Genomic DNA, 19589 nt, shown 5'->3' with positions numbered 1-19589 from the left:
GTGTCTCGGGGCCGGTGTACCGTCGCCTGGTGAGAGCGCTCGGACCCGTGCCGCACCGCCGAGCGTTCGCGCTCGCGTGGCCGGCGATCGTCGGCAACGTGACGGTGCCGCTCGTCGGGCTGGTGGACACGGCGATGCTCGGGCACTTCTCCGACGCGACGCATATCGGCGCCGTCGCCCTCGGCTCGACCGTGCTGAGCGCGCTGATGTGGCTGGTCGGCTTCCTGAGAACCGGCACCACGTCGCTCGTGGGCCGCGCGCTCGGCGCCGGCCGGCACGATGCCGCGGTCGCCCACGCTCAGCGCTCCGCGATCCTCGCGGTCGCGATCGGGGCCGGCGCGCTGCTGGTGCAGTGGATCGCGATCCCCGCGGTCATGGCGGTGCTCGCGCCGGCGGGGGAGGTGCGCGACCTCGCGATCCAGTACGCGTGGATCCGGGTGGCGTCCGTGCCCGCGGCGCTGCTCACGCTCGTGATCTCCGGCTGGTTCGTGGGCGCGGGGGACACCCGGCGCCCGCTCGCGATCGTCGCGACGGTCAACATCGTGAACCTCGGGCTCGACGTCGCCTTCGTGGGCGGACTCGGCTGGGGCTCGGCGGGCGCGGGTGCCGCGACGGCGATCGCCGAGTGGCTGGGCCTCGCGCTCGCGGTCGCGCTGTGGTGGCGAGCCGCCGATGCGCGCACCCGGGACGCGGTGCGCCGGTGGCGCGGGCGGGGGCTGCGCCGCGGCTGGCGTCGCCTCGCGTCGATGAACGGCGACCTCTTCGTGCGCACCGCGATCCTCTACGCGGTGCTGACCTTCGTCACGGCCTACGGCGCGCGCCTGGGCCCCGACATCCTCGCCGCGAACGCGATCCTCATGCAGCTGATGTTCCTGTCGAGCTACGGCCAGGACGGCTACGCGCACGCGGCGGAGTCGATGGTGGCGCGCGAGATCGGCCGGCGCGACGTGCCCGCCTTCCATCGCGCGGTGCTGGCCTCCGCCGTGCCTGCGGTCGCCATCGGAGCCGTCTTCTCGCTGCTGTACCTGGTGGCGTCGGGCCCGTTCATCGCGGTGCTCACCTCGATCCCGTCGGTCACCGAGACCGCGGACCGCTACATCGGCTGGGTGGTCTGGCTGCCGCTCGCCTCGTCGCTCGCGTACCTCTTCGACGGGGTCTTCCTGGGTTCCGGGCGGACGCGTTCGATGGCGACCACGATGGCCGCCTCGGCGCTGCTGGTCTTCGTCCCCGTGCTCCTCGCGGGCTTCGCGTGGATCGCCGACTCCCGCAACGACGACCTGTGGCGGGCCTTCCTGCTCTTCAACGTCGCGCGCGGGGTGTTCCTCGGGATCGCGTACGTGCGCATCACGCGGCGTGGCGCGTGGCTCCACGCCACCCACGCCTGAGCCCCTCCGACACTCCGAACGGATCTCGCGGCGACACGCGAGGCGGCGGCCGCCGCACCGGCGTCGTCTGCGGCGTGTCGGGACCGACTCCGGCCGCACTGCACGAGGCGATGTAAAAAACTCTTGACACGGTGTCAAGCGAGACTTACCTTCGAGATGTCAAGAAACTTTGACATCCGGGGGGATGCCATGACCATGACCGAACGCACCGTCTGGGCCACGCTCGCCGTGTTCCCGCTGGTCGGGATCGTCTACTTCACGGTCATCCTCACGCAGGCCGCGGACCGTCCCCTCGAGGAGGTCTCGTGGGTCACGCCGATGCTGTGGGCCTGGGGCTCGCTCATCGTCTTCATCATCCTCGGCACCATCGCCTCCGCCATCGCGACCGCGATCCAGGCGGAGGTCGCGGGCCAGAAGGCCGAGTTCGAGGACGGCGACGTCCGTGACAAGGAGATCGAGCGCAACGGCAACGCCCGCGCCTACGTGATGTCCTCGTTCGGCGGCTTGGTCGCGACCATCCTTCTCATGCTCGACGTCGACCGCTTCTGGCCGGCCAACACCCTGTTCCTCGCCGGCCTGCTCGCCGGCATCATCGCCGCGGGCACCCGCGCGCGCGCCTACCGGACCGGTCTGTGATGGGCCGCTCCACCAAGGTCACCAACGCGATCCGCGCGCTGCGGTTCGCGCACGACGAGATGACCCAGGCCGAGCTGGCGGAGCGCATCGGCGTCACCCGCCAGACGGTCATCGCCATCGAGCAGGGGCGGTACTCGCCCTCGCTCGAGATGGCCTTCCAGATCGCGCGGGCCCTCGAGGTCCCGCTCGACGCGGTCTTCCAGTACCCCGACGAGGCCGCCTAGCCCTCGTGGAGACCCTTCCCGCGCGCCCCCGAGGCGGCGCGGACGCTCGAGAGCGTCCTTTCGATGAAGGAGAGTCACCATGCCCCATACCCGCATCGCCCGCCTCACCGGCGCCGCGTACCTCGGTCTCGCGATCACCGGCATGCTCGGGTTCCTGTGGCTGCGGCCCCAGATCGTGGCGGACGACGCCGCGACCGCGCTGTCCCATCTCACCGAGGATGCCGGCACGGCCCACGTGCTCGTGGTCCTCGAGCTCGGGATCGTCCTCACGCAGGCCCTCGCCGCGATCGGGTTCCTCGCGCTGTGGCGCCGGGACGCTCCCGTGTCCGGCGCCGCGATCGCGGCGTACGGGCTGCTCAACGCCGCCGCGATCATGACCTCCGCCGCCGCGATGGCGACCGCGAACGCCGTCGCCGCGGACCCCGGCCTCGCCCCGTCGGGCGACGCCGCCGGCACGGTCCAGCTGCTCTTCGAGATCAGCGACCACGCGTGGGGCGTGGGCGCCGTGTTCTTCGGGCTGTGGCTCATCCCAATGGGCTGGGCGATCCTCGCGACCCGCCGCATGCCCGTGGCGCTCGGCTGGCTGCTCGTGGTCGGCGGCGCCGGCTACGTCGCCTCGGCCCTGGTGGGCTACGGCTGGGCCGATGCGCCGTCCGCGCTGGTCGAGGGGCTCACGTTCCCCGCGACGGCGGGCGAGCTCTGGATGATCGCGTACCTGCTCACGGTTGGGATCAGGCGGGCGCACAAGGCGGCGGTCGCCGCGCCCGCCCCCGCGCCGAGCACGGCGGCGCGATCATGACCGCCGCGGTCCCGGCGACGATGCGGGCCGTCACCCAGCACGCCTACGGCGGCGTCGAGGAGCTCGCCGTCGCGAGTGCGCCGGTCCCGGTCCCGGGGGCCCGCGAGGCGCTCATCCACGTCGCTGCCGCGGCGCTCAACCCGGCCGACACGTTCCTCCTGCGAGGTCGCCCGCGGGTGCTGCGCCTCGCGTACGGCGTGCGTCGGCCGCGACAGCGGGTGCGCGGCACCGACTGCGCGGGCACGGTCGCCGCGGTCGGCGCGGGCGTCGAAGCGCTCGCCCCGGGCGACCGGGTGCTCGGCGCTGCACGCGGATCGCTGGCCGAGTTCGCGGTCGCGAAGGAGGCGGATCTCGCGCGGCTCCCCGCGGAGGTGTCCTTCGAGGACGCGGCGGCCGTAGTGATGACGGGTCTGGCGGCGCTCCACGGTCTCCGGGCCGCGCGGCTCGAGGCCGGGCAGACGGTGCTCGTCAACGGCGCCTCCGGCGGCATCGGCCACCTCGCGGTGCAGCTGGCGGCCTCGCAAGGGGCGACCGTGACCGCGGTGTGCTCGACACGCAACGTGGAGTGGGTGCGCGAGCTCGGCGCCGAGCGCGTTCTCGACTACACCGCCGCGTCGGTGCTCGATCTCGCCGAGCTCTTCGACGTCGTCTTCGACAACGTGGGCAACCACGCGACGCGCGACATGCTCGGGCTCGTGCGGGAGGGCGGCGCGCTGCTGCCCAACTCGGGCGAGCCCGGACCCGACGGGGGACCGCTCCGGCGCGTCCTGCGAGCCCGGTGGCTCGACCTCGTGACCAGCCGCCGCGTGGTCACGTTCTTCTCGACGGCCGACAGCGCCGACCTGGAGGAGCTCGCGGGCATGCTCGCCGCGGGCTCGCTCCGTCCCCATATCGACTCCGTGCATCCGCTCGACCGCGCGGGGGAGGCCATGGCCCGGGTGATGTCCCGGCATGCAGCAGGAAAGGTGGTGGTCGCGCCATGAAGGCCGTGACCTACGACAAGTACGCGGGACCCGAGACGCACGAGCTGCGCGAGATCCCGATCCCCGAGCCGGGCGAGGGTCAGGTGCGTCTGCGCGTGGGCGCGGCGGGCCTCAACCCGTGGGACTGGCACATCTATCGGGGCGACCCGTGGCTCGCGCGCTTCAGCTTCGGCCTGCGCGGGCCCGGCGAGCGCGTGGTCGGGGCCGATGCGGCGGGCACGGTCGACGCGGTCGGCCCGGGGGTCGAGGGCTTCGAGCCGGGCGACCGGGTGTTCGGCTTCCTCGGCTTCGGCGCGGTCGCGGACTACGCGATCGCGGACGCCTCGAAGATCGCCCACACCCCGCTCACCGCGACCGACGAGGAGGCGGCCGCGGTCCCCATCGCCGCGATCACCGCCCTCGGCGGTTTCGAGGACGGCGGCGGCTGCGAGGGCAGGAGCGTCCTGGTGATCGGGGCCTCCGGCGGCGTGGGCCACATGGCCGTGCAGGTCGCCCGCGTGCTCGGCGCGAGCCGCGTGGTGGCCGTCTGCTCGGGTCCGAACGCCGCGATGGTGACGGCGCTCGGTGCCGACCGCGTCATCGACTACACCCGGGAGGACGTGCTCGACTGCGGCGAGACCTTCGACGTGGTCTACGACACGGTCGGGACCACGCGGCTCACCCGGCTCAAGAGGATCATGGAGCCCGGCGGCGTCTACCTCGCCGCGGGCGGCCTCGGCGGAGGCCCTCTCCTGGGGCCCGCGTGGGCGATCTTCTCCGCGAAGGCGTCGAGCCCGTTCGCGCGCCGCAAGGTGATCGTCGTCGGCACCGAGCCGTCGCACGAGAACCTCACCCGCATGGCGGGCTGGATCGAGGAGGGCAAGGTGCGCCCGGTCATCGCCGAGACGTACCCCCTCGAGCGCACCGCGGAGGCCTTCGCGCGGCTCGAGGCGCAGCACGTCGCGGGCAAGCTCGTGGTGCAGGTGGCCTGAGCCGGCTCACTTCGGCGGCAGGCTCGCGACGTAGGCCAGCGCCTGCGTCGCGAGCCCGTCGAGGCCCGGGGCGTCGAGCGGGAGCGCGACGTACGCGCGCATCGTCCGTCCGGCGGGCGCGAAGGGCCCCGCGTCCGGGCGTGCATGCGCCGCGGCCAGGCTCGTCTCATCGAGCTTGAACGTGACCTGGTCGCCGTACAGCGCCATGAACATGTTCCCGGCGACGAAGGCGGCGAGCTGGCCGAACATCGGCCGCACCTCGACGTCGCCGGCCTCGGGCACGAGGGCGCGGAACGCCTCCTTCTGGGCGTCGCTCGGGCGAGGCATCCTCATGGGGTCGATCGTCGCGCATCGTCCGGCTCCGCGCACGGCGCAGGGTGCCGTCGCCCGTAGCCTTGACCCATGACGACGATCGGTGAGATGGGGGAGGACGCGCTTATCGCGGCCTTCGCCCCGCGGCTGCCCGTGTCCGACGCCGAGATCCTCGGCCCCGGCGACGATGCGGCGGTGCTCGCGGTCGACGGGGACCTGGTGGTCTCCTCGGACGTGCTCATCCAGGACCGTCACTTCCGGCTCGAGTGGTCCACGCCCGAGGACGTCGGCTGGCGCGCCGCGATGCAGAACCTCGCCGACATCGACGCGATGGGCGCGGTGCCCACGGCTCTGCAGATCACGCTGGCCGCGCCGGCCTCGCTGGACGCCGACTGGGTCATGCGCTTCGCCGACGGGCTGCGCGAGGCGTGCGAGCCGCACGGCGTCGGCGTCGTGGGCGGAGACCTGTCCGGCGCGAACGAGATCTCGATCTGCGTCACCGTGATGGGGGAGACCCATGGCACCGAGCCCGTGACGCGGGCCGATGCGCTCCCGGGCCAGGTGGTCGCGGTGTCCGGACCCCTCGGGGCCGCGGCGGCGGGCTACATCCAGCTCACCGAGGGCAGGCGGATCGACGAGGAGACCATCGGGCTGTTCCTGCGGCCCCGGCCGCGCATCGGCGCGGGCCTCGAGGCTGCGCTCCACGGCGCGACCGCGCTCATGGACATCTCGGACGGGCTGCTGCGCGACGCGAGCCGGATCGCGCGGCTGTCCGAGGTGGGGATCGACATCCGCGCGGAGGACGTGCCGCTGCACGAGGGCGCGCGCTTCGCCGCGATCGAGCTGCAGGTCGACCCGATGCCCTGGGCGCTCACCGGGGGCGAGGACCACCACATGCTGGCGGTGCTCCCGCGCGAGTCGGCGGTGCCGGCCGGGTGGACGGTGATCGGCGCGACGACCGACGCGTTCACCGGCGTCCGCGTCGACGGCGAGGTGCCGGACACGTTCGGCTGGGACCACTTCGGGGGCTAGGAGCGGTCGGTCAGCCGGTCGGCGACATCCGGCTGCACGAGGGCCTGGGGCGGCGAGGCGGCTGTCAGACTGGCCGGATGCCGATCACTCTCGTCCTTCTGGACGCACAGCGCTTCCCCGCGTGGCGGGAGCGGTGCCACGCCGAGTACAGGGCGGATCTGATCGCGTCCGGTGAGGCGCCGGATGCTGCCGATCGGCATGCCTGGGTCTCGCTCGAACGGGCGTTCCCCGCCGGGGCCGCGACCGCGGACAACGCCGTGTTCGACCTCGTGCACGACGCGGACGGCACCGTCGGGTACCTCTGGATCGGCAGCGACATCTCGGATGATGATGCTGCGTGGTGGGTCTGGGACATCGTCGTCGACCCCGAGCACCGAGGCAGGGGTTTCGGGCGAGAGGCGATGCGGCTCGCTGAGGACCGTGCCCGAGAGTCGGGCGCGCGCACGCTCGGCCTGAGCGTGTTCGGTCGCAACACGTCCGCGCGTGGACTGTACGAGTCCCTGGGGTACGAGATCACGACGGTGAAGATGCGCAAGCAGCTGTGACTCTGCGCGCGTGAGGCGGAAGGTGTCTCGAGCGCGGATGGTGCCCGGGTACACGAAAACGGACGCCCTCGCGATGAGGACGTCCGTCTCGGGTGAAGGCGGCGATCAGCCGCGCCGAACCGCGCCGAGGCGCGGATCCATCAGATGGCGCGCTGGACCTTGCCGGCCTTGAGGCACGAGGTGCACACGTTGAGTCGCTTGGGGGTACCCGCGACCACGGCACGCACGCGCTGGATGTTCGGGTTCCAGCGACGCTTGGTGCGGCGGTGCGAGTGCGAGATGCTGTGACCGAAGGACGGTCCCTTGGCGCAGACGTCGCAGGTAGCAGCCACGATAGTTCTCCTAGTTTCTGGCGCGGTTCGGGGGTCCGATCCGCAAAGCTTTGGGGGCCCGGGTGCTCGGGCAACCGCAATAGGTTAACCGAAGAACGGTGATTGCGGCAAACCCGACGACGAGCGCGGCGCGTACCGGGGGTGATGTCCGCGGCGTCGGTGGGCCGTGCCACGATAGTACGCGAGCGGCGACCCCGCGCCGTCCTGTTTCGGAGGTGACCCGTGAGCGAAGCGCACGCCCTGCGCCGCTGGCTCGGGTCCGGATTGGACGCCGTCCGCCGCTCGCGCGGGCACCTCGACGCGATCAACGTCTTCCCGGTGGCCGATGCCGACACCGGCACCAACGTGTACCTCACCCTGCAGGAGGGCAACCGCGCCATCGCGCGCCTGCCCGCCGACGCCTCGCACCGCGACGTCGCCGCCGCCTTCGCGCGCGGCGCGCTCATGGGCGCGCGGGGCAACTCCGGGGTGATCGTGAGCCAGTACCTCTCCGCGCTGCTGCGCGTGGTCGACGCGAAGGGCGGGCTTGAGAGCATCGACGCCGCGGGCATCGCGGAGGCGCTGTCGCGCTCGTCGGAGGCCGCGTACGCCGCGGTCGGCACCCCCGTCGAGGGCACCATCCTCACCGTCGCGCGCGCCGCGGCGCGCGCCTCGACCGCGGTCGCCGAGGGCGGCGGCACGCGCGAGGAGACCATCGTCGCTGCGGTGGACGGGGCCCGCGAGGGCCTGCGCCGCACCACCGATCAGCTGCCGAGCGCGCGCGACGCCGGCGTGGTCGATGCGGGGGCCGCCGCGCTGGTCCTCCAGCTCGACATGCTCGCGGAGGCGATCGCGGGCGCCGAGGCGCTCGCCGACCATCCCGAGGTCGCGTGGGGCGTCCCGGGGCATCGTCGCCAGGTCACGCGGCCCGGTCACGTCGGGCACGGCGAGGAGCACGGCGGCGCGTACGAGGTGATGTTCGTGGCCGACCGGGACGAGGACTCGCGCGCCGGCATGGTGACGAGGCTCGGCGAGGTCGGGGACTCCGTGACCGTGACGTCCGGGCTCGGCCTCCTTCACGCGCACGTCCACACCGACCACCCGGCCGAGGCCGTCGCGATCGCGGAGGAGGTCGACGCCCATCAGATCGTGGTGCGGTCCATCGCGATGAGCGTGGTCCACGACCGCGCGGCCACCGGAGTCGTCGCGCTCACCACGTGCCCAGGGCTCGCCGAGCCGCTCGCGGACGCCGGCGCCGTGGTGCTCGTGGTGCCCGATCCCGGCGCGCTGCGGGGACGCGACCTGCGGCGCGCCGTGCGCGACGCCTCGGGCGCGGAGGCGATCGTCGTCGCCGGCGATGCGGCGCTGCTGGCGGCGGCCCACCGTCTCGCCGACAAGCGCGGCAAGCCCGACCTCACCGTCATCGACGCGCGCCACGAGGCCCACGTCATCGCCGCCGTCGCCGCCTCGGCGCTCGCGACCCCCGGCGAGGACGTCGCCCGCCTGATGCGGGACGCGGTGGAGTCGACGCTCGTGGGGGAGAGCACGGGCGACGCGCTCGACGAGGATCTCGACGCGCTGATCGACGGCGACACCGACGTGGTGACGCTCGTGCTCGCGCGCGGCGTCGCCCCCGCGGTCGCGGACGAGGCGCGCGTCTCCGTGGAGTCGCGCGCACCGGGGGCCGAGGTCGCGGTCTACCGCGGAGGCCAGGAGTGGCCGCCGATCCTCATCGGCGTCGAGCGGTCGCCCGCATGACGGGGCGCCTCGACGAGCCCCTCGCGAAGGTCCTCGGCGCGCGCACCGCGGGCTCGCTCGAGAAGCTGGGCCTGACGACCACCGGCGACCTGCTCCGCCACTACCCGCGCCGCTACGGCGCGCCGGGGGAGTTCACGCCGCTCGCGGAGCTCCGCGCGGGCGAGCACGTCACCGTGATGGCGGAGGTCCGCACGGCGACCGTCCGCCAGATGCGCTCGCGCGGCGGCGCGATGCTCGAGGCGATCGTCACCGACGGGCGCGACAGCCTCCAGCTCACGTTCTTCGCCAAGCGCGCGGGCGTGCTCCGCATGCATGAGGACAAGCTCCGACCGGGCCGGCGCGGGCTCTTCACCGGGACCGTCGGCGACTACCGCGGCCGCCGGCAGCTCACGCACCCCGACTACGTACTCGTGGGCGTCGACGCGGCGGACGAGGACGCCGCGCTGGCCGAGGCCTCCCGGCCCATCCCCATCTATCCCGCGGCCGCGAGCGTCCCCACGTGGCGCATCGGCCGCGCGGTGCGCGCGGTGCTCGACCCGCTCACCGAGGCGGACGTCCCCGACCCGCTCCCGGTCGACCTGCGCGAGCGTCGCGGGCTTCCCACGCTGCTCGAGGCGCTGCGCCTGGTGCACGTCCCCGAGAACGAGGCCGACCACCGCCGCGGCCGCGAGCGCCTGCGGTTCGAGGAGGCGCTGGTGCTCCAGACTGCGCTCGCCCGGAGGCGCGCGGATCACGACGCGCTCGCCGCCACCGCGCGTCCGGCGCGCTCGGGTGGGCTGGTCGCCGCGCTCGACGCGCGGCTCCCGTACGCGCTCACCGCCGGGCAGGCGTCGGTGGGGGAGGTGATCGCGGCGGACCTCGCACGCGAGACGCCGATGCTCCGGCTGCTCCAGGGCGACGTGGGCGCGGGCAAGACGGTGGTCGCCCTGCGGGCCATGCTCCAGGTGGTCGACGCCGGGGGACAGGCGGCGCTCCTCGCGCCCACCGAGGTGCTCGCGGCGCAGCATGCGCGCTCGCTGCGCGCGCTGCTGGGTCCGCTCGCGGACGGCGGCATGCTCACCGCGGCGGACGATGCGACGCGCGTGGTCCTGCTCACCGGTTCGCAGGGATCGCGCGAGAGGCGCGCGGCGCTGGCGGAGGCGGCCTCCGGGGCGGCCGGCATCGTCGTCGGCACGCACGCGCTGCTGAGCGACACGGTGCAGTTCGCGGATCTTGGGCTCGTGGTGGTGGACGAGCAGCACCGCTTCGGCGTCGAGCAGCGCGACGCGCTGCGCGCGCGGGCCGCGACCGTGCCCCACACGCTCGTGATGACGGCCACGCCCATCCCGCGCACCGTCGCGATGACGGTGTTCGGCGACCTCGAGACCTCGGTGCTGAGCGATCGCCCGGCCGGGCGGCAGGAGACCGTGACGCACCTCGTGCCCGCGGGCAACGCGGCCTGGGTCGAACGGCTGTGGGTGCGCGTGCGCGAGGAGGTCGACCGCGGCGGGCGCGCGTACATCGTCTGCCCCCGCATCGACGGCGACTCCGAGGAGGAGCAGGAGGACGTCCCGCTCGACGCGCTCGAGCCCGACGAGGACGAGTCCGGACCGGAACGGCCGCCGCTCGCCGCGGTCCTCGAGGTCGCCGAGCTGCTGCGGGGGACCGCGGCGCTCGCGGGCATCGGCGTCAACGTCATGCACGGCCGCCTCGCGCCCGAGGAGAAGGACGCGGCGATGTCGCTGTTCGCGTCGGGCGAGGCGCCGGTGCTGGTCGCGACCACGGTGATCGAGGTGGGCGTGGACGTGCCCGAGGCGACGGCGATGGTGATCCTCGACGCGCAGCACTTCGGCATCTCGCAGCTACATCAGCTGCGCGGTCGCGTGGGCCGTGGCGACAAGCCGAGCATCTGCCTGCTGGTCTCGCATGCCGAGGCCGGCACCGTCGCGCACGAGCGGCTGTCCGCGCTCGCGGCCACCGCCGACGGCTTCGAGCTCGCCGAGAAGGACCTCGAGCTGCGCCGCGAGGGCGACGTGCTCGGCGCCGCGCAGTCGGGCGGCCGCAACTCCCTGCGGCTGCTGCGGGTCGTGCGGGACGCGAAGGTGATCGAGGAGGCGCGCGACGAGGCGTCGGCGCTGGTCGGCGAGGACCCGGCGCTGGCGTCCCATCCCGCGCTCGCCGACGCGATCGCGGACCTGCTCGATCCCGAGCGCGAGGACTTCCTCACCCGCTCCTGACGGCCTAACGTCGCTGGTATGCGGATGCCTCATCGCGTGCGACGGCGCGACGTCGCACGCGGCCTGCGCATCGTCACCGGCGGGCAGAGCGGCGTGGACCGCGCCGCGCTTGAGGTCGCGGTCGCGCTCGGCATCCCGTACGGCGGCTGGTGCCCGGCGGGAGGCTGGGCCGAGGATCTCCCCGGGCCGCCCGGGGTGCTCGCGCTCTACCCGGACCTCACCCCGACGGTCTCGACGGACCCGACCGCGCGGACCCTGCTCAACGTGCGGGAGGCCGATGCGGTGCTGGTGATCGACGTCGCCGGAGCCGCGTCGCCGGGGACGGACGAGACGCGGCGGTGCGCGATCCAGGAGGGCCGGCCGCTGCACCATCTCCCGATCGACGTCGAGCGGCCGCTGTGGCTGGTGGGGGCCGCGCGGCAGGTGCTGGTGCACGCGCTCCGTGAGGCAGAGGGCGCTCCGCCGACGCTCGACTTCGCGGGGCCGCGCGAGTCCGAGGCGCCGGGGATCCAGGCCGCGGCGACCTCGCTGCTGCGCGAGATCCTCGCCCCCTTCGCGCGGTAGCGACCGCCACCGCCCCATGGCACGCCGCCGATGCCGGGAAGCGACCGTGAGCGCCCCATTTCGGGGCGGACGGGCGGACGGGCGGAGGGCAGGGGCTACAGGCTGCCGCCGGCCTCGTAGAACTCGGTCACCGTGATGCCGCCGGGGAGCGGGACCTCGTGGTCGAGCGACACGAAGCGCCCCTCGTCGTCCTGCCACAGCGCGGGCTCGAGCAGCGCGTACTTCTCCTCGTCCCAGGTGGTCCAGTCGTCGAGCAGCAGCCCGCCCGTGTCGCCGGAGTTCGGGTTCACGCACCAGAAGGTGTGGCTGAGGCGGCGTTCGACGATGAGGTCGCGCACCGCGGTCATCCACCGGTCCTGGCGCTCGTCCTGCCCGAGGCGTCCGCCCCATTCGCCGATGAGCAGCGGCGCGATGCCGTCGGAGTCGAGGTAGAGCCAGTTCGGCTCCCACACGTCGTGCTCGAGGCTCGCCTTCGAGAACGAGGACTGGAACCAGGGCTGCTCGTAGACCAGCGGCCCGTACTCGTGAGGCGAGTAGACCAGGCGGTCCTGGTAGTCGCCCAGGTCCACCGGCGCATCGGCCACGCCGCGGAGGTTCCCGCCCCACCACGTCGTGTCGTAGTCGCCGGCGTCGGTCGACGACCAGCTCGATCCGTCCTTCGGGTACGTCTCGATGCCCTCGACCATGACGAGCACGTTCGGGTGGATGTCGAGGATCCGCAGTGCGAGGTCCTCGGCCACGGCCTTCCAGTCGGTGTCGGCGGCGCCGCCGCCCCACGACGCCCGCGGGTTCTCGCTCGCCTTGCCGTGCGGCTCGTTCTGGAGGTCGAAGGCGACGATGGTGTCGTCGTCGCGGTAGCGCTTCGCGACCCACGTCCACCCCTCGACGAAGTCGGTGGAGGTCACGTCGCCCGCGAACCAGACGGGGGAGAGGTGCCCCGCATCGTCGGCGAGCGCGGAGTGCACGTCGAGGATCACCTTGACGCCGCGCTCCTTGCACGCCGCGAGGAACGCGTCGAAGACCTCGAGGGTGTCGAGGCCGGACTGCGCTCCCGCCTGGTTGACGCTGCCGGAGACCTCGGCGCGCCCGGCCTTCCACTCGAGGAGCAGCTCGGTGGAGATCGGCACGCGCAGCACGTTGATGCCGCGCGCCGCGACCTGGTCGAGCACCGGCTCCATGTCGACGGTCCACAGGCCGTGGAGCACGCGCGCCGAGGTGTTGAAGCCGAACCAGTTGGCTCCCGTGAGCCACACCTCGTCGCCGTTGAGGTCGACGATGCTCGCGCCGTCGGCGCGCAGCCAGTCGTCGCCGTCACCGCCGGCCGCGGCCGGCACGTCGCGCGCGGGAGCCTCGGCGGTGGACGATGCGGCGGGAGCGGGGGCGACCACCGCATCGGTCGCGCACGCCGCGCCGATGGCCTCCGGGGCCTCGCCGTCAGCCGTGAACCCGAATCCGACGCTCTGCCCGGCCGCGATCGCCGCGTTGTAGTCGACGGGTCCCACCTCGACCGTCCCGGACGCGCCCACCTCGAGGGTCGAGCTCCAGGACCCGGTGACCGCGGCGTCGTCGAGGTCGAGCGACACCGTCCAGTCGTCGAGGTCGGCCTCGGCCGCGACGGTGACCTCCGCCTGGAAGCCGCCCTCCCAGGTGCCGGTGACGGCGGCGGTGGCCGTGCACGCCGCGGTGGTCTGCGCGACCTCGGCGCCGGTGGAGGCCGTGGCGCTCGGGGTCGCGGCCGAGGCCGAGGGGGACGCCGAGGCCGCGGCCGGCTCGCCGTCGGCGCCCGTCGCGGCCGCGACGATGACCGCGATCAGCGCCGCCACCACCGCTCCCGCGACGAACCACGCCCATCCGGGCATCCGGGACAGCATCGCCCTCACGTCCACGCACGAACCTCCTGGTCCTCGTCAGATGTCGGGGCCATCGTGGCATCGTGCCTCGGCGGTATCGGTGAGGGCGCGCCCGTCACCGCGTGCCGAAGTCCCGTGTGAGAGCGTTTACAGTGCTGCTCATGACGGAAGCCATCAGCGCCGATCGTCAGCTGTCCGCCCTGCGCGACCTCGCCCGCCGCGAGCTGTCGGAGGGGATCCTGCCGTTCTGGGAGGCTCATGCCTTCGCCGACGACGGGACCCTGCGCGGGGGCGTGAGCGACGATCTCGACTACCTCGACGACCTCCCGCGCCATGCGGTGCTCGCCGCCCGGATCCTCTGGACCTTCGCCGCGGCCGCCGAGGTGCTCGGCTCCGATCGGGAACGCCTCCTCACGGTCGGGCGACGCGCCCTCGACCAGCTGACCGGGCCCATGTGGGACCCGCAGCACGGCGGGGTCTACTGGTCGCTCGACGGGGACGGTGCGGTTCTCGACAACCGCAAGCAGGTCTACGCGCAGGCGTTCACCGTCTACGCGCTCGCGTGCTGGGCGCGCGTGACCGGCGACCAGGATGCGCTCGACCGGGCCATCTGGCTCGCGGGGACGCTCGACGCCGCGGCCCGTGATCGCGAGTTCGGCGGCTACGTCGAGGCGCGTGCCCGGGACTGGTCGCCCACCGAGTGCACGGCGCTGTCGGAGCTCGACCCCGACGTGCCGAAGTCGATGAACACCAACCTCCACGTGCTCGAGGCGCTCACCGAGCTGCTGCGGGCGTCGGCGGACCTCGCCGTGCGCGAGTCGCTCGAGACGCTGCTGCGCACCACGCTCGACTGCATCGTGGTCGACGCGCCGTTCACCCACTGCGCGCTGTACTTCGACGAGTCGTGGCAGCGGAGCTCCGACGGCGTCTCCTACGGTCACGACATCGAGACGTCGTGGCTGCTGTGGGACGCCTGGGAGGCGCTCGCGGCGCACGGCGTCGACGATGCCGACCTCGAGTGGCGCACGCGGCAGGCGGCGCTCGCGCTCGCGGAGTCGGTGCGCGCGCACGGCGTCGCGCCCGACGGCGCGGTGCTGTACGCCGGTACCCCCGACGGACCGACCGACCTCGACCGCCACTGGTGGCCGCAGGCCGAGGGCGTGGTGGGGTGGCTCAACGCGTTCCAGCTCGCGGGCCGCGCCGAGGACCGGCTCGCGGCGATCCGCGCGTGGGACTTCATCGAGCAGCACGTGGTCGACCGCGAGAACGGCGAGTGGCATGCCCGCCTGGACGCGGGCAACCGTCCGCTGTCGGGAGGGACCGGCGACCTCAAGATGGGTCCCTGGAAGTGCCCGTATCACAACGCGCGCGCGTGCCTCGAGGTGCTGAGGCGCATCGAGGCCTGAGCGGGCCGCCCCCTAGGCTGGGGGGCGTGACGAGGATCATCGCGGGCGCCTGGGGCGGGCGCCGACTGGCCGTGCCGCCCCGCGGCACCCGGCCCACCACGGACAGGGTGCGCGAGGCGGTGTTCAGCCGGCTCGACCACGGCGATCACCTGCGCGGCGCCCGCGTGCTCGACCTCTTCGCCGGCTCCGGCGCGCTGGGCCTCGAGGCCGTGAGCCGGGGTGCCGCGCACGCGACCCTCGTGGAGGCCGATGCGCGCGCCGTCAGCGTGCTGCGCGGCAACGTCCGCGACCTCGGCGGAGCGGCCTCGGCGACGGTGGTGAAGGAGCGCGTCCGCCCGTTCCTGTCGCGGCCGGGCGACGCGTTCGACGTGATCCTGCTCGACCCGCCCTACGACATCCCGCGCGAGGACCTCACGGCGGTGCTCGAGTCCGCGGCGCAGCGGCTCGCTCCCGACGGCGTCATGGTGCTCGAATGGTCGACCCGTGCGGGCGAGGCGCCGTGGCCGCGCACGCTCGAGGGCGTCGCATCCAAGGCGTACGGCGAGACGGCGATCCACTACGCGATGCGGTTGGACCCGGACCCCGACGGCGGTAGCGTCGAGGCATGACCACCGCAGTCTTCCCTGGATCCTTCGACCCGATGACGTGGGGGCATGTCGACATCGCGACGCGCGCCCGGTCGATGTTCTCGAAGGTGGTGATCGCGGTCGCGCACAACTCCACCAAGACGCCGCTGCTCGACCTCGACACCCGCGTCGACCTGGCGCGACGCGCCGTCGAGCCGCTCGAGGGCGTCGAGGTGGTCGCGGTCGACGGCCTCCTCGTGGACTACTGCAGGAGCATCGGCGCCGGGGTCATCGTCAAGGGACTGCGCGGCGGCGCGGACTACGACTACGAGCGGCCGATGGCGCTCATGAACCGCACGCTGTCGGGCATCGAGACGGTGTTCATCACGGGCGACAACGCGCTCAGCCACGTGGCCTCGTCGCTCGTGAGGGACGTCGCGCGCCACGGCGGTCAGATCGGCCGCTACGTGCCCGATGGTGTGGTTGACGCGGTCGCCGCGGCGCTGGCCGCCGAGCGCGCCTGAGCCGCCCGCTCCCTGCCCCCTCCCGCGCGGAATGGGGCGCTGACGGTCGGTTCGGGCGTCCTCGTGCGCGCCAAGGGGCATCCTCAGTCGAGCTCGGGTCGGCACCCGTCGCGGCACCGACGCAGAACGCCCCACAGGGCGCACGCGGAGCCCGGAACCGACCGCACATGCCCCATTCGAGCGAGACGGCGGGCCGCTTCCGTGCGGGCGCCAGGCGGGAGGCGGGACCATGGCGCAGGCCGCGACCTCGCGCGCATGCGAGAATGGTCCCCGGCCCGCTCGCAGGAGTTGGCCGAAACCGCCCACATCGCGTACAGTTGTGGGCTGGCCCTGCCGACAGGTGCGGGCCGAGGTCCCCGCGGACCGGAACGACCAGGAGGCGCGTGTGGCTCACACTTCACGCCCTGCTCCCTCGCCGTACACCTTCTCTGTTCGAGACATCGTGCGGCGCCCGGGTGCGCAGAGGCTTGTCTCCGAGGCCTTCCCGGCCCCCGCGGTCCTCGGCACCGATCTGATCGGTGTGCCCGAGGGTGCGGAGGTGAGGCTCGACCTGAGCCTCGAATCCGTGCAGGAGGGCATCTGGGTCTCCGGAACCGTCAACGGGACGGCGATCGGGGAGTGCGGACGTTGTCTGGACGAGGTGCGGCAGGAGATCGCCGCGCCGGTGCAGGGACTGTTCGAGTACCCCGACTCGCGCGCCGCTGGCGAGGAGGAGGGCTCAGAGGACGTCTTCGAGTTCGATGGTGAGAACCTCGAGCTCGAGGAGGTGGTGAGGGACGCGGTGGTGACGAGCCTCCCGTTCACGCCGCTGTGTGACCCGGACTGCCCGGGGCTGTGCGACCAATGCGGTGCACGGCTCGCGGACGACCCGGATCACGCGCATGAGGTGCTGGACCCGAGGTGGGCCGCACTCCAGAGTTTTACCGACGAGAAAGAGAGTTAGCCGTGGCTGTTCCGAAGCGCAAGATGTCGCGCAGCAACACGCGTGCACGTCGCTCGCAGTGGAAGACGACCGCTGCCAACCTTTCGACGTGCCCCCAGTGCAAGGCAGACAAGCTGCAGCACACCGCGTGCCCGTCGTGCGGTGCCTACAACGGGCGCCAGTACGTCGAGGCGCTGCGCACCGAGCACGCGGGCTGAGACCCGCGCCTGGTGGCGTGACGCGAGCGTATGAGCATTCCGGGGCAGCAGTCAGCTGACGCCCTGATCAGCAGGTTGGGTGTCCATGTGGACCCCGACCTGCTGGTGCTCGCGCTCACCCACCGCTCGTTCGCGTACGAGGCCGGAGGCCTCCCGACGAACGAGCGTCTCGAGTTCCTGGGCGACTCGGTCCTGGGCGTCGTCGTCACCGACCGCCTGTACCACGCCCACCCCGACCTCCCCGAGGGCGAGCTCGCGAAGATGCGGGCCGCCTGCGTCTCGCAGCGGGCCCTCGCGGTCGTCGCGCGCGAGATCGGCCTGGGCCCCTGCATCCTGCTGGGCAAGGGCGAGCGCGCCACCGGAGGCAACGACAAGGACTCGATCCTCTGCGACGCGTTCGAGGCGATCCTCGGCGCGATCTACCTCACCCACGGCACCGACGTGGTGCGTGAGGTCATCCTCCGTCTCCTCGGGCCCAGCCTCGCGGCAGCCGCGACGTCCGGCGTCGCGCTCGACTGGAAGACGTCGCTGCAGGAGGCCTGCGCCGAGCGCGGCCTGGGCAGCCCCGTCTACCAGGTCACCGGCGAGGGCCCCGACCACGCGCGCCTCTTCACCGCGACCGTGATCATCGCCGGCGAGCCCAAGGGCTCCGGCACCGGCACCGCCAAGAAGCACGCCGAGCAGGACGCCGCCGCCGAGGCGTACGCGGCCCTCACCACGGTCGACTGACGCGAGCGCGTCCCCGCAACGAGCCCGGCCGTGCCTGAGCTTCCCGAGGTCGAGACCGTCCGCCGCGGTCTCGCGAGCCTCGTCGCTGGCGCGCGCATCGCGGGCGTCGACATCCGCCGCGACTCGTGCGTGCGGCTGCTCCCCGGCGGCCCCGCGGAGTTCGCGTCGGAGGTCGAGGGGCTGACGCTGTCGCGTCTGGTGCGCCGCGGCAAGTTCCTCTGGGCGGAGCTCGCTCCCGAGCCGGGGGACGATGCGCCCCTCCTCGCGCTCTCGGCCCACCTGGGCATGTCGGGCCAGTTCCGCGTCCACGTGGACGCGCCGGAGCCGCATCGTCACTGCCGCGCACGGCTCGCCCTCGCCGAGCCCGACCTCACCCTCGACTTCCTCGATCAGCGCACGTTCGGCTACCTCCACGTCGAGCCCCTGGTCCCGACGCCCGACGGCGGGCCCGGGGGAGAGGGCACGCCGCTCCCGCTGCTGCCCGCCTCGGTCGCCCACATCGGGCGCGACGCGCTCGACCCGCAGCTGGACGACGTCGCCGCGAGCCGAGCCCTCCGGCGCGGCTCGCGCGGGATCAAGCAGGTGCTGCTCGACCAGACCGTCGTGAGCGGCGTCGGCAACATCTACGCGGACGAGGCGCTGTGGCACGCACGGATCCATCCGGAGCGTCCCGCGCACGCGGTCACCGCATCGTCCGCGCGGGCGCTGCTCGGGGCGGCGCGCGAGGTCATGGCCCGCGCGTTGGCCCAGGGAGGGACGTCCTTCGACGCGCTCTACGTCAACGTCAACGGCGAGTCGGGCTACTTCGAGCGCTCTCTCGAGGCCTACGGGCGCGCCGGCGAGCCGTGCTCCCGGTGCGGCGCGCCGCTGCGCCGCGCGACCGTGGGCGGAAGGGCCACGCACTGGTGCGCACGCTGCCAGCGTCGATGGAGCGCGCGTCGCAAGGGTCCCGGGTCCTAGGACCGCGATATCATGATCGGCATGTCTGACATCACCGTGCTGGTTCTCGACGACCACGAGGTCGTGCGCCGTGGCATCTGCGACATCCTCGAGCGGGCCGACGGCATCGCCGTGGTCGCCGAGGCCTCGACGGTCGCACAGGCCGTCCGCCGTGCGGAGGCGGTGCGGCCGCAGGTGATCCTGTCCGACCTGCGCCTGCCCGACGGCACCGGTCTCGACGTGATCGCCCACGTGCGTGCGAAGCTGCCCGAGACCCACGTCGTGGTGCTCACCAGCTACGACGACGACGAGGCGCGCGCCGCGGCCCGCAACGCCGGCGCCGACGTGTTCCTCGCGAAGACCGCCGACTCGCACGAGGTCCTCAAGGCCGTCCGCGACGCCGCGAGCGGCCGCGAGCACGGCCAGCACATCAGCGTGCACGAGGACGACGTCATCGCCCGCCTCACCCCCATGGAGCGTCGCGTGCTCGACCTCGTGGGCGCGGGGCTCGCCAACCGCGAGATCGCGGAGAAGCTCGGCATCGCCGAGAAGACCGTGAAGAACCACGTCACCAGCGTGCTCGCGAAGATGGGCCTGCAGCGCCGCACCCAGGTGGTCGCGTGGGCGACCGCCAAGCGCGCGCACTCCTTCCGCGGCTGAGCCGCTCCAGGACGAACGAAGGGCGCCGGCCGAGGCCGG

At 73.4% G+C, this 19589-nt stretch carries 22 protein-coding genes; 19 read left to right on the top strand and 3 right to left on the bottom strand.

Going from position 1 to position 19589, the window contains the following annotated elements; translation table 11 throughout:
- The first annotated feature begins 29 nt into the window (after positions 1-29).
- The 6 genes from TR42_RS12865 (at position 30) to TR42_RS12840 (ending at position 4998) form a co-directional block, all read left to right on the top strand.
- A complete protein-coding gene (locus TR42_RS12865) occupies positions 30-1385 on the top strand; it encodes an MATE family efflux transporter (protein ID WP_052406111.1) in 1356 nt (451 codons plus the stop codon).
- A 189-nt stretch (positions 1386-1574) separates the two neighbouring features.
- Positions 1575-2021 carry a hypothetical protein gene (locus tag TR42_RS12860; RefSeq protein ID WP_042216543.1) on the top strand — a complete coding sequence of 149 codons (447 nt, stop codon included), beginning with the start codon at positions 1575-1577 and terminating at the stop codon, positions 2019-2021.
- The gene (locus tag TR42_RS12855) at positions 2021-2245 is read left to right on the top strand and encodes a helix-turn-helix transcriptional regulator (protein ID WP_042216541.1); all 225 of its coding nucleotides are present in this window, start codon (positions 2021-2023) and stop codon (positions 2243-2245) included. The genes TR42_RS12860 and TR42_RS12855 overlap by 1 nt, the downstream gene beginning before the upstream one ends.
- Positions 2246-2324: 79 nt before the next feature.
- Positions 2325-3044 (top strand): DUF4386 domain-containing protein, encoded by a 720-nt coding sequence (locus tag TR42_RS12850; protein ID WP_042216539.1) that lies wholly within the window; start codon positions 2325-2327, stop codon positions 3042-3044.
- Positions 3041-4027, top strand: a complete 987-nt coding sequence (locus TR42_RS12845) for an NAD(P)-dependent alcohol dehydrogenase (RefSeq protein ID WP_042216537.1) — start codon at positions 3041-3043, stop codon at positions 4025-4027. The genes TR42_RS12850 and TR42_RS12845 overlap by 4 nt, the downstream gene beginning before the upstream one ends.
- On the top strand, positions 4024-4998 hold the full coding sequence (locus tag TR42_RS12840) for an NAD(P)-dependent alcohol dehydrogenase (RefSeq protein WP_042216535.1): 975 nt from the start codon (positions 4024-4026) through the stop codon (positions 4996-4998). The genes TR42_RS12845 and TR42_RS12840 overlap by 4 nt, the downstream gene beginning before the upstream one ends.
- A 6-nt stretch (positions 4999-5004) precedes the next feature.
- On the opposite strand, the gene TR42_RS12835 is transcribed toward TR42_RS12840, so the two are convergent.
- Entirely contained in the window at positions 5005-5331 is a 327-nt protein-coding gene (locus tag TR42_RS12835) for a TfoX/Sxy family protein (RefSeq protein ID WP_042216532.1), read from the bottom strand.
- Positions 5332-5400: 69 nt separating this feature from the next.
- Between TR42_RS12835 and TR42_RS12830 the strand changes: the two genes are divergently transcribed.
- Together TR42_RS12830 and TR42_RS12825 are read left to right on the top strand one after the other, a co-directional pair.
- Entirely contained in the window at positions 5401-6342 is a 942-nt protein-coding gene (locus tag TR42_RS12830) for a thiamine-phosphate kinase (protein ID WP_042216530.1), read from the top strand.
- A gap of 77 nt (positions 6343-6419) precedes the next feature.
- The gene (locus TR42_RS12825; RefSeq protein WP_042216528.1) at positions 6420-6887 is read left to right on the top strand and encodes a GNAT family N-acetyltransferase; all 468 of its coding nucleotides are present in this window, start codon (positions 6420-6422) and stop codon (positions 6885-6887) included.
- A 140-nt stretch (positions 6888-7027) separates the two neighbouring features.
- Here TR42_RS12825 and rpmB read toward each other — a convergent pair whose 3' ends face one another.
- Positions 7028-7219, bottom strand: coding sequence for a 50S ribosomal protein L28 (gene rpmB, locus TR42_RS12820; RefSeq protein WP_042216526.1), 192 nt, complete (start codon positions 7217-7219; stop codon positions 7028-7030).
- Between the two features lie 222 nt (positions 7220-7441).
- Here rpmB and TR42_RS12815 point away from each other — a divergent pair, with 222 nt between their 5' ends.
- From TR42_RS12815 to TR42_RS12805, 3 genes are read left to right on the top strand one after another with little or no spacing between them, the layout of a single operon-like run.
- A complete protein-coding gene (locus TR42_RS12815) occupies positions 7442-8956 on the top strand; it encodes a DAK2 domain-containing protein (protein WP_081953398.1) in 1515 nt (504 codons plus the stop codon).
- A complete protein-coding gene (locus TR42_RS12810; protein WP_042216522.1) occupies positions 8953-11172 on the top strand; it encodes an ATP-dependent DNA helicase RecG in 2220 nt (739 codons plus the stop codon). Before TR42_RS12815 ends, TR42_RS12810 begins: the two co-directional genes overlap by 4 nt.
- Before the next feature lie 18 nt (positions 11173-11190).
- On the top strand, positions 11191-11736 hold the full coding sequence (locus tag TR42_RS12805) for a YpsA SLOG family protein (RefSeq protein ID WP_052406110.1): 546 nt from the start codon (positions 11191-11193) through the stop codon (positions 11734-11736).
- A 95-nt stretch (positions 11737-11831) separates the two neighbouring features.
- Here TR42_RS12805 and TR42_RS12800 read toward each other — a convergent pair whose 3' ends face one another.
- Positions 11832-13622 (bottom strand): cellulase family glycosylhydrolase, encoded by a 1791-nt coding sequence (locus TR42_RS12800; protein ID WP_081953397.1) that lies wholly within the window; start codon positions 13620-13622, stop codon positions 11832-11834.
- A gap of 125 nt (positions 13623-13747) precedes the next feature.
- On the opposite strand from TR42_RS12800, the gene TR42_RS12795 reads away from it, so the two are divergent.
- The 8 genes from TR42_RS12795 (at position 13748) to TR42_RS12760 (ending at position 19550) form a co-directional block, all read left to right on the top strand.
- The gene (locus TR42_RS12795; protein WP_042216588.1) at positions 13748-14992 is read left to right on the top strand and encodes an AGE family epimerase/isomerase; all 1245 of its coding nucleotides are present in this window, start codon (positions 13748-13750) and stop codon (positions 14990-14992) included.
- Positions 14993-15018: 26 nt separating this feature from the next.
- A complete protein-coding gene (rsmD, locus tag TR42_RS12790) occupies positions 15019-15600 on the top strand; it encodes a 16S rRNA (guanine(966)-N(2))-methyltransferase RsmD (protein ID WP_042216520.1) in 582 nt (193 codons plus the stop codon).
- Positions 15597-16082, top strand: a complete 486-nt coding sequence (gene coaD / locus TR42_RS12785; protein ID WP_042216518.1) for a pantetheine-phosphate adenylyltransferase — start codon at positions 15597-15599, stop codon at positions 16080-16082. Before rsmD ends, coaD begins: the two co-directional genes overlap by 4 nt.
- A 538-nt stretch (positions 16083-16620) precedes the next feature.
- The gene (locus TR42_RS12780) at positions 16621-17025 is read left to right on the top strand and encodes a YceD family protein (RefSeq protein WP_342341825.1); all 405 of its coding nucleotides are present in this window, start codon (positions 16621-16623) and stop codon (positions 17023-17025) included.
- A gap of 2 nt (positions 17026-17027) precedes the next feature.
- The gene (gene rpmF / locus TR42_RS12775; protein WP_042216516.1) at positions 17028-17222 is read left to right on the top strand and encodes a 50S ribosomal protein L32; all 195 of its coding nucleotides are present in this window, start codon (positions 17028-17030) and stop codon (positions 17220-17222) included.
- A 30-nt stretch (positions 17223-17252) separates the two neighbouring features.
- Positions 17253-17951: a ribonuclease III gene (gene rnc, locus TR42_RS12770; RefSeq protein ID WP_042216515.1), complete on the top strand. Its 699-nt coding sequence runs from the start codon at positions 17253-17255 to the stop codon at positions 17949-17951.
- 30 nt (positions 17952-17981) lie between these two features.
- A complete protein-coding gene (gene mutM / locus TR42_RS12765) occupies positions 17982-18911 on the top strand; it encodes a bifunctional DNA-formamidopyrimidine glycosylase/DNA-(apurinic or apyrimidinic site) lyase (protein WP_042216513.1) in 930 nt (309 codons plus the stop codon).
- 21 nt (positions 18912-18932) lie between these two features.
- Positions 18933-19550, top strand: coding sequence for a response regulator (locus tag TR42_RS12760; RefSeq protein ID WP_042216584.1), 618 nt, complete (start codon positions 18933-18935; stop codon positions 19548-19550).
- The last annotated feature ends 39 nt before the right edge of the window (positions 19551-19589 follow it).

This window comes from Demequina mangrovi (assembly GCF_000759715.1).
GTDB lineage: Bacteria > Actinomycetota > Actinomycetes > Actinomycetales > Demequinaceae > Demequina > Demequina mangrovi.
This window is presented reverse-complemented; position numbering and strand designations above follow the sequence as displayed.